This window comes from Nitratireductor indicus C115 (assembly GCF_000300515.1).
Lineage (GTDB): Bacteria > Pseudomonadota > Alphaproteobacteria > Rhizobiales > Rhizobiaceae > Nitratireductor > Nitratireductor indicus.
Window position 1 is genome coordinate 63,639 of the sequence record NZ_AMSI01000008.1, and the last position, 14,240, is coordinate 77,878.

A 14,240-nucleotide genomic window follows, 5' to 3' on the forward strand; every position below is an offset into this window, starting at 1 on the left:
TCCTTCGATCGCAATATGCTTGGGGACGGCTTGCCCTGCCTCCTGTCTGATCCTTCGCCCCATCGGGAGAGAAGAAGAGGAAGCAGGGCTTGCGCCTATGCGGGTATGATTGCTCAGGCTGCGGCCTTGAGCGCTGCCTTCTGGGTTGCAAAAGCCCAATCGAGCCACGGCATCAGAGCTTCCAGATCGGAAGTCTCGACAGTGGCACCAGCCCAGATGCGCAATCCGGGAGGCGCATCGCGGTAGTGGCCGATATCCTGGGCAACACCCTCCTTGCCGAGCAGGGACACCATGCCCTTGGCGAAGGCAGCCTGGCCGGCGGCATCGAGCGCGGTCACTTCCGGATCGACGATGGACAGGCAAACGGAGGTGTTGGAGCGCGTCTCGGGCGCTTTGGCCAGATTGGCAAGCCAGCCGCTCTTTTCGACGAACGCGTCGATGGCAGCGAAATTGGCATCGGCGCGGGCAACGAGACCATCGAGACCGCCAATCGACTGGGCCCATTCCAGGGCGTCGATATAGTCTTCCACGCAGAGCATGGACGGGGTGTTGATCGTCTCGCCCTTGAAGATGCCTTCAATGAGCTTGCCGCCCTTGGTCATGCGGAAAATCTTCGGCAGCGGCCAGGCCGGTGCATAGCTTTCGAGGCGCTCAACCGCGCGCGGCGAAAGAATGATCATGCCGTGGCCGCCTTCGCCGCCAAGAACCTTCTGCCAGGAGAATGTGACGACGTCGAGCTTGTCGAAGGCCAGGCGCTGGGCGAAGGCCGCCGATGTGGCATCGCAGATGGTCAGGCCCTTGCGGTCGGCGGGGATGAAGTCGCCATTGGGGACGCGAACGCCCGATGTGGTGCCGTTCCAGGTAAAGACCACGTCGCGGTCGAAATCGATTGCGCTCAGATCGGGTAGTTCACCGTAGCCGGCCTCGAAACGGCGGACATCGGCGAGCTTGAGCTGCTTTGCCACGTCGGTGACCCAACCGGCGCCGAAGGATTCCCAGGCGACCATGTCGACACCGCGTTCGCCAAGCAGCGACCACATTGCCATTTCCATGGCACCGGTGTCGGAGGCGGGGACGATGCCGATCCGGTAATCGGCGGGCACCTGCAGTACTTCGCGGGTGAGGTCGATGGCCCGCGCAAGCTTTTCCTTGCCGATGGCGGCCCGGTGCGAACGACCGAGAGCGGCATCGGAAAGCGCATCGAGCGACCAGCCAGGACGCTTCGTGCAGGGACCAGAGGAGAATTGGGGATTGGCCGGGCGGTTTGCCGGCTTAGGTAGTGTGCTCATGATGTTCCTATCCTTGCAGATAGCACGCCTCTCGGTGGGGAGAGGTGGCCCACGGACGGCATTATGCTTTTGCGGGGCGCGCGTCAAGAGGCTCTGTACGGGTACGGAACCGTGTTTTCCGCGCGTGCGGCGCTGCACATGGTTCCCTAGACGCCCGTGAACCTCTATAGAGGCGTTTTGTTTTCATAAGTCAGTCTGGCGGTGGTTCGCCGGAGACGCGCCGGGAAGGAAGTTTTCATGGCTAACGTGGTGGTCGTCGGTTCGCAGTGGGGCGACGAAGGCAAGGGCAAGATCGTCGATTGGCTTTCCGAACGCGCCGATGTGGTGGCGCGTTTCCAGGGGGGCCATAATGCCGGCCATACGCTGGTTATCGACGGTGTCAGCTACAAGCTGTCGCTCCTGCCGTCCGGCGTCGTGCGCCCCGGCAAGCTGTCGGTCATCGGCAATGGCGTGGTGTTCGACCCGCATGCCTTCGTTGCAGAGCTCGACCGTCTGGCCCAGCAAGGCGTGACGGTAACGCCCGACCGCCTGAAAATAGCCGAAAACACAGCGCTTATTCTCTCCCTGCACAGGGAGCTTGACGGGTTCCGCGAAGACGCGGCGTCCAACTCGGGCACCAAAATCGGAACGACGCGGCGAGGTATTGGACCTGCCTATGAGGACAAGGTCGGCCGCCGCGCCATCAGGGTCATGGATTTGGCGAATATCGAAACGCTGCCAATGAAGGTGGACCGGCTCCTCACCCACCACAATGCGCTGCGTCGCGGCCTTGGCCATCCGGAAGTGACGCCGGACGCCATCGTGACGGAGCTGACCTCCGTCGCCGACAAGATCCTGCCCTATGTTGATCGCGTCTGGAAAATCCTCGAGGACGCGCGCCGTGCCGGCCAGCGCATCCTGTTCGAGGGCGCTCAGGGCACGATGCTCGATATCGATCACGGCACCTATCCCTTCGTGACCTCCTCCAACACCGTTGCGGGTCAGGCCGCCACGGGCGTTGGTCTCGGGCCAGGTTCCGTCGACTATGTGCTCGGCATCACCAAGGCCTATACGACACGTGTCGGCGAGGGGCCGTTCCCGACCGAGCAGGACAATGAGGTCGGCGAGTTCCTCGGCACGCGCGGCCATGAATTCGGCACCGTGACGGGCCGCAAGCGCCGTTGTGGCTGGTTCGATGCCGTTCTCGTACGTCAGGCCGTGGTGGCGAATGGAATGAACGGCATCGCGCTGACCAAGCTCGACGTGCTGGATGGGCTCGACGAGATCAAAATCTGCACCGGTTACAAGCTCGACGGCGAAATCATCGATTACCTCCCCGCAAGCCAGGGCGCGCAGGCCCGGCTCGAGCCTGTCTACGAGACGCTGGAAGGCTGGAAGGAAACGACCAAGGGCGCGCGCAGCTGGGCCGATCTGCCGGCGCAGGCGGTTAAATATGTGCGTCATGTCGAAGAGCTGATCGGGGCGCCTGTGGCGATCCTTTCGACCAGCCCTGAGCGCGAAGATGCGATACTTGTTACGGACCCGTTTCAAGATTAGTTTCGCGGGCTAACTATTTCAGCCGCCCGCCGGCGGCTGTGGTGTAAGAAGGTGGACAGGTAAAAGTATGGCGGATTTCTCTGCGGTTCTGAGGAAGACGATCGACGGGCTCAGGGACAACACGCCTGAAGCCCGCGAGAGGATCTATCAGAAGGCCCGGACGACGATCGAGGCGAAACTCGCCGCGATCAATCCGCCGCCTTCCGCTGCCGTCTTCGACCGCCAGCGCAAAAGCCTGGAAGATGCGATCGCTTCCGTGGAAGCGGATTTCGCTCCCATCATCAAAAGCCTGCCGCCCGAAGACGATTTCGACAGCATCTTTGCCGAACTCCATTCGGACCCGGTCAAGAAACCCGAGCCCGCTGCTCCCGCACCGACACCGGTAACGCCTCCCAAGCCGCCGGTAAAACCTGAAGCGACCGAGCCGGCCAAGCCATCCTCCAGCAAGCCGGAAGCAGACCTGCCGTCCTTTGACGAAGAGCAGGATACTTCTGGAGACGATGCGCAGACAGGCGGCGGCCAGGATCGCGAAGCGCGGAACGATGGCGGTGCAGTGCCGCCGCCGCGCGCCATCCGCCCGCGCCAGAAGAAATCGTCAAGCAAGGTGCCGGCTATTGCGGCCGGTGTTTTGCTGCTTGCCGCTGCGGCCGCGGCGGGTGGCTGGTATTATGTGAATATGCAGCCTTCCACACCGGGCAATGGCGGTACGGAAGTGGCCGGGCAGCCAGCCGAAACGACCGGGCAGGAGCAGGGTGGTGCGCCATCCGGCGATGCGGCTGCGAACAATAACGGAGCCGCGCAACCGGCTGCACCCGCACAGGAGCGCCCGCGCAAGTTCACGCAGCGCCTCACGCCCGATGGGCAGGAGGTGGATGAGGGACCTGCGGGTGGCGAACCCGGCCTTGGCGAAGGAACTTCTGTGGCGCAGGCCACCGCTCCGTCGAGCAACGATCCCGCGACCGCGCCGAACCCTGCGCCCAACGGCAATGTACAGTCTTCTGCGGCGAGTGCGGGCGGTGATCAGGCCGTGCCGGTGGGGCAGCGCGCGATCTTCTATGAAGAGCGCACCAACGCTTCGCAAGGCTCGGCCGACCCCGGCTCGGTGGTCTGGTCCGTCGTGCGGGAATCGCCGGGCAACGATCTGCCGCCCGAGCCGGTCATCCGCGCCGAGGCGACCGTGCCAGACAAGAATCTTCAGATGAAGCTCACCATCCGCCGCAATGCGGATCAGTCTCTGCCGGCGAGCCATATCGTGGAGATCATCTTCCTGACGCCCGAGAGTTTCGAGGGCGGCGGCATCGAGAATGTGCTGCGCGTGACGATGAAGCGTTCCGAACAGGATACGGGCAATCCGCTGCTTGGCATTCCGGCGAAGATTGCCGACGGTTTCTTCCTCGTCGCACTGAGCGACAGTAAGGCGGATGAGCAGGCCAATCTTCTGCTCATGCAGCGCCAGAGCTGGATCGATATCCCGGTGGTCTACAAGTCGGGAAGGCGAGCCCTTATCACCATCGAAAAGGGCATTCCCGGCGACAAGATATTCACCGACGTGCTCAATGCCTGGCAGAACGCGGCGGCCGGCGGATAACGGCAGCCCTGCTTCTCAGCCTCTCCCTGTATGCGGGGAGAAGGGGCCTCGACGTTTGCCCGTCGCCTTCTCCAGTGTCGCCAATATGAAGCTCGGAGATGGTGACAGGAACGACTGTATGGGGCTCGACTGACCGCAATAACTGAAAGCGCAATGAAAAAACGCCGGGGCATGCCCGGCGTTTTCTTGTTTCATCCTGCCGCGAAATGCTTGGCTCAGGCGCCCGTTGCCTGCTGACGCGCGGCTTCGGCCTGCTGACGGGCAGCCAGAGCCTGTTCGCGGGAAGCCGCCTGGACGGCTTCCTGAACCTTTTCGAAAGCGCGGACCTCGATCTGGCGCACGCGTTCGCGGCTGATATCGAATTCGCCCGACAGTTCCTCGAGCGTCAGCGGTTCGTCGGAGAGACGGCGGGCCTCGAAGATGCGCTTCTCGCGGTCGTTGAGAACGGACATGGCGTCGCCGAGCATGCGGCGGCGGTTTTCCAGTTCGTCCTGCTCGACAAGCATATCCTCCTGGCTCTCCGAATCGTCCACCAGCCAGTCCTGCCATTCGCCGGACTCGCCTTCCGTGGCGCGGATCGGAGCGTTCAAGGAAGCATCGCCCGAAAGGCGGCGGTTCATCGAAACCACCTCTTCCTCGCTCACATTGAGGCGCGTCGCGATTTCGGAGACCTGCTCGGGATTGAGGTCACCGTCGTCGAGCGCCTGAATCTTGCTCTTCACCTTGCGCAGGTTGAAGAAGAGGCGCTTCTGATTTGCAGTGGTGCCCATCTTCACGAGGCTCCACGAACGCAGGATATATTCCTGGATCGAGGCCTTGATCCACCACATGGCATAGGTGGCCAGGCGGAAGCCGCGATCCGGCTCGAATTTCTTCACGGCCTGCATCAGGCCTACATTGCCTTCGGAAATGACTTCGCCGATCGGCAGGCCATATCCGCGATAGCCCATGGCAATCTTGGCCACGAGGCGCAAATGGCTGGTTACAAGCTTATGGGCAGCCTGAGTGTCGTCACGCTCGGAATAACGCTTCGCGAGCATGTATTCCTCTTCGGGCTGGAGCATGGGGAAACGACGGATTTCCTCCAGGTAGCGGGTCAGTCCGCCTTCGCCCGAAGCGATGCTGGGTAATGTCTGGGCCATCAAGCACCCTCCTCAGAACGGTTCATCGTTTCGTGGAAACGCTGTCCCGCCCAATTTCCTTGTTTTCGCATTTATGCGGGTGTCAGATCATTTCATCTGACTGCAAAATGCTCTCGCCGGACCTTCGCCCTGATGGAAACGCCGCTCTTTTGGCGCTCGCTTCCTGCGGGGTCGGCACGGCCGAATTTCGACGCACCGCACCATATCCCATATGGGACTCATTTCCGACAGTTAAAGCTTCTTCAGAAAGTCAACAAATCGTCATCGGGTGATGAACGATATTACTGTACCGCTTATTACAAAATTTCGAATGCCTTTGTCAATGCCGTCATGTCGGCAGGGGGCGGGGCCTCGAAACGCATCAGTTCCCCGCTTGCCGGATGGCGGAAAGCAAGAAGGCGCGCATGCAGAGCCTGACGGCCGAATGCGGCAACGATCGGGCGGACTTCCTCCGGCAGGCGATTGATCTTGGTGCGGAAGGCACGGCCATATTCCTGGTCCCCGACCAGGGGGTGGCCGATATGGGCCAGATGCACGCGAATCTGATGTGTGCGCCCGGTTTCCAGCCGGCATTCGAGCAGTGCGGCAAATGCGCCGCCCCTGCCGTCGGAACCATAGCGCTTCTTCACCTGATAATGGGTCACCGCATGGCGCGCATCGCTGCGGCCGGCCGGTACGACGGCGCGCAGGGTGCGGCTCTGCGCGTGGCGGCCAAGGGCCGCGTCGATGCTGCCGGCCATTCGGTCTGGCGCACCCCAGACCAGCGCCTCATAGGCCCGTTCGAGATCGCCGCTGCGCCCGTGATCGGCAAAGGCCTCGGACAGGGCGCGATGGGCCCGGTCGGTCTTGGCGACGACCATCACGCCGCTCGTATCGCGGTCGAGCCGATGGACGATCCCAGGCCGCCGCACTCCGCCAATGCCTGAAAGCGTATCGCCGCAATGGTGCAGCAGCGCGTTGACCAGCGTTCCTGTCCAGTTTCCGGGGGCGGGATGCACCACCAGACCGGCAGGCTTGTTGACGACGACGAGGTCGGCATCCTCATAGAGGATGTCGAGGGGAATGGGTTCGGGAAGCGGTTCGGCGGGTTCGGCCTCCGGCATCTCCAGCCCATAGGTTTCGCCGGACGCGACCTTGTGCTTTGGTTCGGTGACGGGAGCATCGCCGCAGCTTACCGCGCCTGCGCGGATGAGGGTCTGTACACGGCTGCGCGAAACGGCCTCGCCGAGCATCGCGGAAAGCCATCTGTCGAGCCGTTCGCCGGCGGCGTCTTTATCGACGCGGAACTCTTTCCAGCCTTCCGCATCTTCCCATTGGCCGAGGTCTTCGTTATCAGGTTCGCGCATCAGGACTGCTTTCAAGACGGTGAGATATGGTAAGGCCAGAAGAACAGGAAGACGAACCGCAGGAGGCGCTTGACCCGGCTGCCGAGCGGGTGCGCCGCAAGCTGGTGCGCTTCATGGCCATCAACCTTGCCATTCTGTTCGCTGCGGTTATGGCCGTGGTGCTGGCCTTTGTCTACAAATCGCTGCGTTCGCAGCCCGCCCCGGCAGCGGAAGAAACGATGCTTCTTCCCGGCGATGCAAAGACGGCCACGCTCGATGTTCCGCAGGGCGCGAGGGTTCTTTCGTACTCCATCGACGGGATGCGTGTTTCGCTGCATGTTTCCCTGTCCGATGGAAAGCAGGAAATCCGCATCTACGACCTTCGCAACGGCCAGCTGGCCGCGCGCTATTTGATTGGCGACTGAGCGGCGGAAAGCGGCGTATATTATTTTCCGCCAATGGCGGGATTGATGAAATGGGCTGTTGCATTTGCGACGGAAGCTGACTATATCGCAGCTCTTGCCGCGCTCCCATCGTCTAGCGGTCTAGGACGCCGCCCTCTCACGGCGGAAACAGGGGTTCGATTCCCCTTGGGAGTGCCAGCATTCTTCCCTGACTCGATGAATTTTTGACCTGCCCTGTGCGGCTAAGGCCTGCTTCTACGTGCTCGCAAGCCGTCGATGACCCGCCGCGCGAGGCCCCAGGGAATGCGGTTAGCGGCGCAGCTTCAACATCGCCATGTCGATGTCGAGGGGCGCAGCCAGATCCTCGATGGAATCATAGAGCAGTTCCAGCGCGTAATGCGGGTTGTGGGCATAGATGCCCGGGTCTGCCGTAACAAGCTTCCAGTTGTAGGCGGCGCGCAGCAGCCGTGGGGTCCAGGCCTTGTAGGCGACGGGCTTTCCGTCGGTCAGGTCGGCCGCGCCATCGCCATTCGCATCGGCAAAAAAATAGGGATGGCGGTGACCGTCATAAACCATGGGGCTCGCTGCCACCTTGGCTGAATAGGAAATCAGCATATTCATCAGGCGCTGGGCATTCGCTTCGATGTCGGAGCGTATGCCTACGTTCAGATCGCCGCTGCCGTCATAGCTCTGGCGCGAAATGCGAATGTCGCGGGGATTGCCTGTCTCATGACAGGTGAGGCAGGTCTCGGTGGAAACTTCCAGACTGTGGGCATCGTGGCACGAGGTGCAACTGGCGACCGGGCGGGCATGAAAGAAGCGGTCTGAGTATTCCTTCCCGGGATAATGATAACCGGCGGCGCCATAGCCACCGAGCCAGCTTGCCGCAGCAGTCGCGTAGTGCGGATTGATGAAGCTCAACTCCGGGTCGGAGGTATCGGCCGGACGTTCGCCGATGGCATTGCTGACGGTAGCGCCCGCCGCGCGCCCTTGATGGCAGGTCATGCAGGCGGCCTCAACACCTGCAACCGGATGCATGATGCCGCTCGGCAGGCGGACTTCCTTGATCTCCGAGAGGCGTGGATTGTGGCAGGTGGCGCAGTCGACGACACCACCGGTCGGCACGGGTTTTTCGGGCACGCCGGGTGTGCTCCCGTCGAGGCCGTGGAATGAACGAAAGCCGGCGCCTGAATGGCACACGGCGCATACCGGTGGAATTTCGCCGGCATCGTTCCAATGGCTGAAGGAGGGCGAGCGGGCATCGGAATGGCCGGAGCGCATCCATGCCTCTATGGCCGCGAAGTTATCGACGGGGATGTTTTCCGGGTGAAAGGGGCCGCTATCGGGCATGACATATGGTCGCACAGGGCTGGTGCCGCCGCCCGTATCGCTTGCGGTATTCGGTTCCTGCGCCGTGCCGGGGGCCGTGTTCCCAAGAAGAAATGCCGAGGCCGCCAGGACAAAGGCAGCGGAGAATACTGTAATTGCTCTGTGCATGGCAGTTTTTCCGACGGCTGGATTTCCAAACTCTAGCTGATAACCATAATAGCCGGGTCACCGTTTCGGGCAAATGCGACATGAAGGTCGAAATGGCGACAGACCGGAGGAACGATGCTGGGCCAGGAATTTCGAGCGGGATTGAGCCTGCCGATCAAGACCCCGCCCCGGACCAAGGCGGGAATCATCGATCTCATCACCGAGGAAGCGGCCATAACGGCGGCGCCCGGTGAGGAACTGCGGGTCGAGATGGCAGTGTCGGAAGGCGCGCTTGTCGCACAGGGCGCGCCGCTCGCCAGGCTGCGCGGCCACCCGCAGATTGCATTCGTCGCTCCCATGGCCGGACGTGTCGCTTCAATCACGCTGCGGCCGGGGCATCGACTTGGCGAGATCGTGCTGTTCCGAGAGGCAGATGGCGGGCGGTTCCGTCACGACAGAGCGGCTGCCTCAAGCGGGCGGGACGAAGTGGCCGTGCGTGCCCTTATGCAACAGGCGGGACTGTGGAGTGCATTGCGCAGCAGGCCGTTCGGCCACATGCCGCGCGCCGATGAAAAGCCGGCGGCAATTTTCGTCATGGCGGTGGATACGCGTCCCCATGCACCCGATCCGAGCGAGGCGCTGAAAGGCAAGGAGGAGGCATTCGCGCGCGGGCTCGATGCGCTGACGGGGTTTACCGAAGGCCCGGTTTTCGTCTGTCAGTCACGGGGCGCGAATGTCCTGAGCGACGCTTCCAATGGCCGCTTGCGGATCGTGACGACAGGGGAGCGGCATCCGCAGGGGCTCGCCGGCTTTCAGATCCACGCGCATTTCCCGGCAGGGCTGAAGGCTCCCGTCTGGGATATCCATGCGGAGGAGGTTGCGGCTCTCGGCGCGCTTCTTGCAAGCGGACATCTGCCTGAGACGCGGCTGGTGAGCATTGCCGGAGCGGCGCTGAGCGAAAGCCGGCTCGTGCGCTGTCAGCCGGGGGCGGATTTGCGCGGATTGAGCTATGGCGCCGTGCGGCCCGGCAATCACATTCTGCTTTCGGGCTCGGCTCTTGATGGCCATGAGGCGCGTTGGCTTGCCCCGCGCGACAGACAGTCGACCGTATTGCCGCGCCATGGCCAGCGTCGGCGGGGGCATTGGTTCGGCGCGGCGTTGTCGCGTGCGGCGCGGCCCTTGCCGATCATCCCGACGGCGGCGCTCGAACAGGCCTTCGGCGCGGCGTTGCCGGCAGCGGCGATGACGCGCGCACTCGCTTCCGGCGATGACGAAACCGCCGTCAGGCTTGGCGCGCTTTCGCTTCTTGAAGAAGACCTGGCGCTTGCCGATTATGTGACTGCGGCGGAACCGCGTCTTTCCACGATGCTGCAAGGCATTCTTGCCCGCGTTGCGGCGGAGGAGGGGTAATGATCCGAGGCATCTGGGATCGCGAAACCGTGGCGTTGCTCCTTCTGGCCGCGATTATGCCCATGGCGCTGACCTTTCTCTGGTTCGGTGGAAGCGGAGCGATCGGCCGGCTTGCGCTTGCGCTCATTGTCGCAGGGCTATGGCACCTGATCTTCATGCTGGCGCGTGCGCAACCGCCTTCATTCGCCGGTGCCATCGCTGCCCTGGCCGTGGCGATGCTTGTGCCGGAAGAGCTTGGCATGCTGCAGCTTGCCCTGGGTATCAGCTTCGGTTCGGTGATGGCCGAACTTGTGTTTGGCGGCTGGGGGCGCAATGTGGTCAATCCGGCGACGGTGACGCTTGCGTTTCTTGGCTTCAGCTTTCCCGCTGCGCCCTGGCCGGAACTCGTCTTGCCCATAGCCTGGGCGGCCATACCGGCTGCGTTGATCGGCGTGGGTTTTGGGGTGATGTCAGGGCGTATCGTGGGCGGTGCGGTTCTTGCCGGAGTGTTTGCGCTTGCATTCGGCGTGGAGCCAGGGCCGGTTCTGCCGGCGGCGGGGGTGGTTCTTGTGCTGCTCGTCTGCGATCCGGTCGCCAGCGCGGCGACCGGCGGCGGGCGCTGGCTGAACGGCCTGCTTTATGGCGGCCTTGTCGTGCTTTTCATGCTTGCCTGGAAGACTGCCGCGCCCGTGCAGATTGCGGTGTCGGCGGCGCTGTTTTCCTCCCTTGCAGCACCGCTTCTCGATGAAGCCGCCATAGGCTTGTGGCTCGCGCGCCGAAGGAGACGTCATGGCTGACCTCAATCCGTTCACTGCATGGCGCCGGCTTCTGGCCCTGCCGAATGAAAGCCGGCTGAAGACTGTGGCGATGGCATTCCTCGTGTCAGCCATCTGCGCCGTGCTGGTCAGCGGTGCGACGGTGGTGCTGCGGCCTATCCAGGCGGCCAACCGTGCCGCGGAAGAGCAGGCTCGACTGGAAGCGCTGGTGGCAGGCATTCCCGGCATGGCCGATCTCCTGCAGCGTTCGGGCGGCTCGTTGAGCACGGTGGTCATGGACCTGGCGCGCGGTTCGGCGGCCCGCGAGGTCACGCCGGAAACACTTGAGACGGCACTGGCCGATCCGGCCAACTGGACAGCGCTTCAGGCGGGTCAGGACATTGCCGGGCTGGGGCAGCGCCCGAATTTCGCGCAGATCTACCTGCTTCGCGACGGAGACCGGATTTCGCTCGCGCTGCTGCCGATCAGCGGGGCGGGTTACAATGGCAGGATCGATGCGATCCTCGCCCTGCGGGGCGACATGAGAACCGTTGCGGGGCTCGCCGTAACGCGCCAGTCGGAAACACCGGGTCTGGGAGCGCGCATCGAAGAGCCGGCATGGCTTGCAAGCTTCGCCGGAAAGCAGGTGAGTGACGATACGGGAACAGTGCGCTTTTCGGTGGCGCGGGGCACGGCTTCCAGTGCCTATGAGGTGGATGGCATAACGGGCGCTACGCGCACCGGCAATGCGGTCACACAGATCGTGCGGTTCTGGCTCGGGCCGCAAGGCTACGGCCCGCTGATCGATGCGATCAGGCGCGGGGAGTTCTAGGCCATGACCGCGCCTTCGCCTCTCTGGTCCACGCTCACCGATCCACTGGTTCGCCAAAATCCGGTGATGCTGCAGATTCTCGGTATCTGCTCCGCACTCGCGGTGACGACATCGATGGCGACGGCGCTCACCATGGCGGCCTCGCTCACCGTGGTTCTGGTTCTTTCGGCGGGCATTATCAGCATCATCCGACGCCATATTCCCGATGCGATCCGGCTCATTGTCCAGATTGTCATCGTTGCCTCGCTGGTCATCGTAATCGACCAGATACTGCAGGCCTATCTTCACGATATCAGCCAGAAGCTCTCCGTGTTCGTAAGCCTTATCACGACGAATTGCCTCGTCCTTGGGCGGACGGAATCCTATGCGCGTCTCAACCCGCCTGTTCCTTCCATGGTCGATGCACTCGGCAACGGTCTTGGCTATTCGCTGGTCCTGGTGGTTCTGGGCTCGCTGCGCGAGTTGTTCGGCGCGGGCAAGCTGCTCGGCTGGCAGGTGCTGCCGCTGGCAGAACAGGGGGGGTGGTTCACGCCGATGAGCCTGATGCTTCTGGCTCCCAGCGCATTCTTCCTGCTCGGCGGTCTTGTCTGGGCATTGCGCTCCCTCCGGCCCGAGCAGGCTGAACCGGCGGAGTTCGTCCCGCCGGTGACGCGGGAGGCGGGCGAATGAACGATCTTGCCGGTCTTTTTCTGCGCGCCGCTTTCGTGGAGAACATGCCGCTCAGCCTGTTTCTCGGCCTGTGTACCTTTCTTGCCCTGTCGCGGCGCACGGAAACAGCCATCGGTCTCGGCGTGGCGATGATCGCGGTAATGGGCGTGACGGTGCCACTCAACCAGCTCATCTACAACGCGCTGCTCATGCCCGGCGCCTGGAGCTGGGCCGGCATGCCGGAGGTCGACCTTTCCTATCTTTCGCTGATCGCCTTTATCGGCGTGATTGCGGCGACGGTGCAATTGCTTGAAATGCTGCTCGATCGCTTCTTTCCGGCGATCCATGCGTCCTTCGGCGTCTTCCTGCCTCTTCTTACGGTGCAATGCGCGATCCTGGCGGGAAGCCTGTTCATGGTGGAAAGGCATTACACGCTGGCGCAGTCCTTCGTGTTCGGCCTCGGCGGGGGAACGGGCTTCGCCGTGGCGGTAATCATGCTCGCGGCGGTGCGCAGCCGGCTTGCCTATGCCGATCTCCCCGCAGGATTGCGGGGGCTGGGCATCGCCTTCGTCCTGACGGGCATGATGTCGCTCGGCTTTTCCTCCTTTGCGCAGATGGTGGCGCCATGAACGAGGTGGTTCTCGCCAGTCTTGTGGTGATGCTTCTCGTCGTCGGACTGACGGTAGGGCTTCTGGCGGCGCGGCGGCGGCTTGTTCCGCAGAGCGCCGTGACTGTCACAGTCAACGATACGACCCGCATCGAGGCATCGCGGGGCGACAAGCTGCTTGGGGTTTTGCATGGCGCGGGCATCGGCATTCCGGCTGCCTGCGGGGGTTCGGGCACATGCGGGCTGTGCCGTGTCACGGTGACGGGCGAGGGCGCGGGCGAACCGCAGGCAACCGAACGCGGCATCCTTTCGGCAGCCGAGCGGAGGGCGCATATGCGCCTTGCATGCCAGACCACGCTACGCGGTTCGTGCGCTGTGACGGTTCCGCAGGACGTGCTGGCGGCGGGTGGCGGTTTCACCTGCCGGGTCGTGTCGAACCGCATGATGGCGCCGCTGATCCGCGAGCTGGTGCTGGAATTGCCGGAGGGCCAGCCTTTCGATTTCAGGGCCGGCGGCTTCATGCAGCTCACCGCGCCGGCCTATAGTCTCGATTTCGGCAGGATCGACCTCGATGAGGGCTTCCGCGAAGCATGGCGCATTGCAGGCTGGGACCGCATGTCCGCAGTCTCTCATGCGCCCGTGACGCGTGCATATTCCATTGCCTGCCGCCCGGAGGACAGTGCCCGCGGGCAGGCGGTCTTCAACATCCGCCTTGCCGTGCCGCCGGTCGGTCGCGAGCTGGAGGTTCCGCCGGGCGCGGTGTCATCCTGGCTCTTTGCCCGCAAGCCTGGCGACATGATCGATGTCTCGGGGCCGTTCGGCGATTTCCATGTTCAGCCGACCGACCGCGAGATGGTCTTCATCGGTGGCGGTGTCGGCATGGCGCCACTCCGGGCGATGATCCACGAACAGATCGGCAAGGGAAGCGGGCGCAGGATGCGCTATTTCTACGGCGCTCGCTCTCTGGCCGATCTCTTCTATGTGGAGGAGTTCGAGGCCATTGCCGCTGCGCATGAGAATTTCATCTGGACGCCGGCGCTTTCCGACCCGGCTCCCGGCGATCGCTGGCGGGGTGCGACCGGGTTCATCCATGAAACGGTCCGCGATGCCCTGCGGGGGCATCCTGCGCCGGAGGATTGCGAATACTATTTGTGCGGACCGCCCGTCATGATCTCGGCTGTTCTGGCCACGCTCGAGCGGCTCGGTGTCGAACGGCAGTCCATCTTCAACGACGATTTCGGAGTCTGAC

The 14,240-nt window shown here is 63.1% G+C and carries 13 protein-coding genes and 1 tRNA gene; 10 read left to right on the forward strand and 4 right to left on the reverse strand.

Features of this window, described 5'->3' with window-relative positions; translation table 11 throughout:
* Positions 1–113: 113 nt before the first annotated feature.
* The gene (locus NA8A_RS12740) at positions 114–1,289 is read right to left on the reverse strand and encodes a phosphoserine transaminase (RefSeq protein ID WP_009450717.1); all 1,176 of its coding nucleotides are present in this window, start codon (positions 1,287–1,289) and stop codon (positions 114–116) included.
* Between the two features lie 237 nt (positions 1,290–1,526).
* Here NA8A_RS12740 and NA8A_RS12745 point away from each other — a divergent pair, with 237 nt between their 5' ends.
* Together NA8A_RS12745 and NA8A_RS12750 are read left to right on the forward strand one after the other, a co-directional pair.
* Complete coding sequence (locus tag NA8A_RS12745) at positions 1,527–2,825, forward strand: adenylosuccinate synthase (RefSeq protein ID WP_009450718.1); 1,299 nt, start codon at positions 1,527–1,529, stop codon at positions 2,823–2,825.
* A 67-nt stretch (positions 2,826–2,892) separates the two neighbouring features.
* Complete coding sequence (locus tag NA8A_RS12750) at positions 2,893–4,413, forward strand: hypothetical protein (RefSeq protein WP_009450719.1); 1,521 nt, start codon at positions 2,893–2,895, stop codon at positions 4,411–4,413.
* Positions 4,414–4,628: 215 nt separating this feature from the next.
* On the opposite strand, the gene rpoH is transcribed toward NA8A_RS12750, so the two are convergent.
* Together rpoH and NA8A_RS12760 are read right to left on the reverse strand one after the other, a co-directional pair.
* The gene (rpoH, locus tag NA8A_RS12755) at positions 4,629–5,555 is read right to left on the reverse strand and encodes an RNA polymerase sigma factor RpoH (RefSeq protein ID WP_009450720.1); all 927 of its coding nucleotides are present in this window, start codon (positions 5,553–5,555) and stop codon (positions 4,629–4,631) included.
* A 296-nt stretch (positions 5,556–5,851) separates the two neighbouring features.
* Positions 5,852–6,901 carry an RluA family pseudouridine synthase gene (locus NA8A_RS12760; protein WP_009450721.1) on the reverse strand — a complete coding sequence of 350 codons (1,050 nt, stop codon included), beginning with the start codon at positions 6,899–6,901 and terminating at the stop codon, positions 5,852–5,854.
* A gap of 26 nt (positions 6,902–6,927) precedes the next feature.
* Between NA8A_RS12760 and NA8A_RS12765 the strand changes: the two genes are divergently transcribed.
* On the forward strand, positions 6,928–7,305 hold the full coding sequence (locus tag NA8A_RS12765) for a hypothetical protein (protein WP_009450722.1): 378 nt from the start codon (positions 6,928–6,930) through the stop codon (positions 7,303–7,305).
* Positions 7,306–7,406: 101 nt separating this feature from the next.
* A tRNA-Glu gene (locus NA8A_RS12770) sits at positions 7,407–7,482 on the forward strand.
* A 111-nt stretch (positions 7,483–7,593) separates the two neighbouring features.
* On the opposite strand, the gene NA8A_RS12775 is transcribed toward NA8A_RS12770, so the two are convergent.
* Positions 7,594–8,781, reverse strand: a complete 1,188-nt coding sequence (locus NA8A_RS12775) for a cytochrome c3 family protein (RefSeq protein ID WP_009450723.1) — start codon at positions 8,779–8,781, stop codon at positions 7,594–7,596.
* A 114-nt stretch (positions 8,782–8,895) separates the two neighbouring features.
* On the opposite strand from NA8A_RS12775, the gene NA8A_RS12780 reads away from it, so the two are divergent.
* Genes NA8A_RS12780 through nqrF form a run of 6 tightly spaced genes read left to right on the forward strand, consistent with a single transcriptional unit; the run spans position 8,896 to position 14,239 of the window.
* On the forward strand, positions 8,896–10,170 hold the full coding sequence (locus tag NA8A_RS12780) for a Na+-translocating NADH-quinone reductase subunit A (RefSeq protein WP_009450724.1): 1,275 nt from the start codon (positions 8,896–8,898) through the stop codon (positions 10,168–10,170).
* The gene (locus NA8A_RS12785; protein ID WP_009450725.1) at positions 10,170–10,946 is read left to right on the forward strand and encodes an RnfABCDGE type electron transport complex subunit D; all 777 of its coding nucleotides are present in this window, start codon (positions 10,170–10,172) and stop codon (positions 10,944–10,946) included. Before NA8A_RS12780 ends, NA8A_RS12785 begins: the two co-directional genes overlap by 1 nt.
* A complete protein-coding gene (locus NA8A_RS12790) occupies positions 10,939–11,736 on the forward strand; it encodes an FMN-binding protein (protein WP_009450726.1) in 798 nt (265 codons plus the stop codon). Before NA8A_RS12785 ends, NA8A_RS12790 begins: the two co-directional genes overlap by 8 nt.
* Positions 11,737–11,739: 3 nt before the next feature.
* Positions 11,740–12,405 (forward strand): NADH:ubiquinone reductase (Na(+)-transporting) subunit D, encoded by a 666-nt coding sequence (locus tag NA8A_RS12795; RefSeq protein WP_009450727.1) that lies wholly within the window; start codon positions 11,740–11,742, stop codon positions 12,403–12,405.
* Positions 12,402–13,013, forward strand: coding sequence for an NADH:ubiquinone reductase (Na(+)-transporting) subunit E (nqrE, locus tag NA8A_RS12800; protein WP_009450728.1), 612 nt, complete (start codon positions 12,402–12,404; stop codon positions 13,011–13,013). Before NA8A_RS12795 ends, nqrE begins: the two co-directional genes overlap by 4 nt.
* Positions 13,010–14,239 (forward strand): NADH:ubiquinone reductase (Na(+)-transporting) subunit F, encoded by a 1,230-nt coding sequence (nqrF, locus tag NA8A_RS12805; protein WP_009450729.1) that lies wholly within the window; start codon positions 13,010–13,012, stop codon positions 14,237–14,239. The genes nqrE and nqrF overlap by 4 nt, the downstream gene beginning before the upstream one ends.
* Position 14,240 lies beyond the last annotated feature (1 nt).

What these genes read in the sequence shown, in the direction of transcription:
- NA8A_RS12780 (WP_009450724.1), top strand. Translation starts at nt 8,896, where the DNA reads ATGCTGGGCCAGGAATTTCGAGCGGGATTGAGCCTGCCGATCAAGACC.
- NA8A_RS12790 (WP_009450726.1), top strand. Translation starts at nt 10,939, where the DNA reads ATGGCTGACCTCAATCCGTTCACTGCATGGCGCCGGCTTCTGGCCCTG.
- nqrF (WP_009450729.1), top strand. Translation starts at nt 13,010, where the DNA reads ATGAACGAGGTGGTTCTCGCCAGTCTTGTGGTGATGCTTCTCGTCGTC.
- NA8A_RS12740 (WP_009450717.1), bottom strand. Translation starts at nt 1,289, where the DNA reads ATGAGCACACTACCTAAGCCGGCAAACCGCCCGGCCAATCCCCAATTC.
- NA8A_RS12765 (WP_009450722.1), top strand. Translation starts at nt 6,928, where the DNA reads ATGGTAAGGCCAGAAGAACAGGAAGACGAACCGCAGGAGGCGCTTGAC.
- NA8A_RS12795 (WP_009450727.1), top strand. Translation starts at nt 11,740, where the DNA reads ATGACCGCGCCTTCGCCTCTCTGGTCCACGCTCACCGATCCACTGGTT.
- NA8A_RS12750 (WP_009450719.1), top strand. Translation starts at nt 2,893, where the DNA reads ATGGCGGATTTCTCTGCGGTTCTGAGGAAGACGATCGACGGGCTCAGG.
- nqrE (WP_009450728.1), top strand. Translation starts at nt 12,402, where the DNA reads ATGAACGATCTTGCCGGTCTTTTTCTGCGCGCCGCTTTCGTGGAGAAC.
- NA8A_RS12745 (WP_009450718.1), top strand. Translation starts at nt 1,527, where the DNA reads ATGGCTAACGTGGTGGTCGTCGGTTCGCAGTGGGGCGACGAAGGCAAG.
- NA8A_RS12775 (WP_009450723.1), bottom strand. Translation starts at nt 8,781, where the DNA reads ATGCACAGAGCAATTACAGTATTCTCCGCTGCCTTTGTCCTGGCGGCC.
- rpoH (WP_009450720.1), bottom strand. Translation starts at nt 5,555, where the DNA reads ATGGCCCAGACATTACCCAGCATCGCTTCGGGCGAAGGCGGACTGACC.
- NA8A_RS12760 (WP_009450721.1), bottom strand. Translation starts at nt 6,901, where the DNA reads ATGCGCGAACCTGATAACGAAGACCTCGGCCAATGGGAAGATGCGGAA.
- NA8A_RS12785 (WP_009450725.1), top strand. Translation starts at nt 10,170, where the DNA reads ATGATCCGAGGCATCTGGGATCGCGAAACCGTGGCGTTGCTCCTTCTG.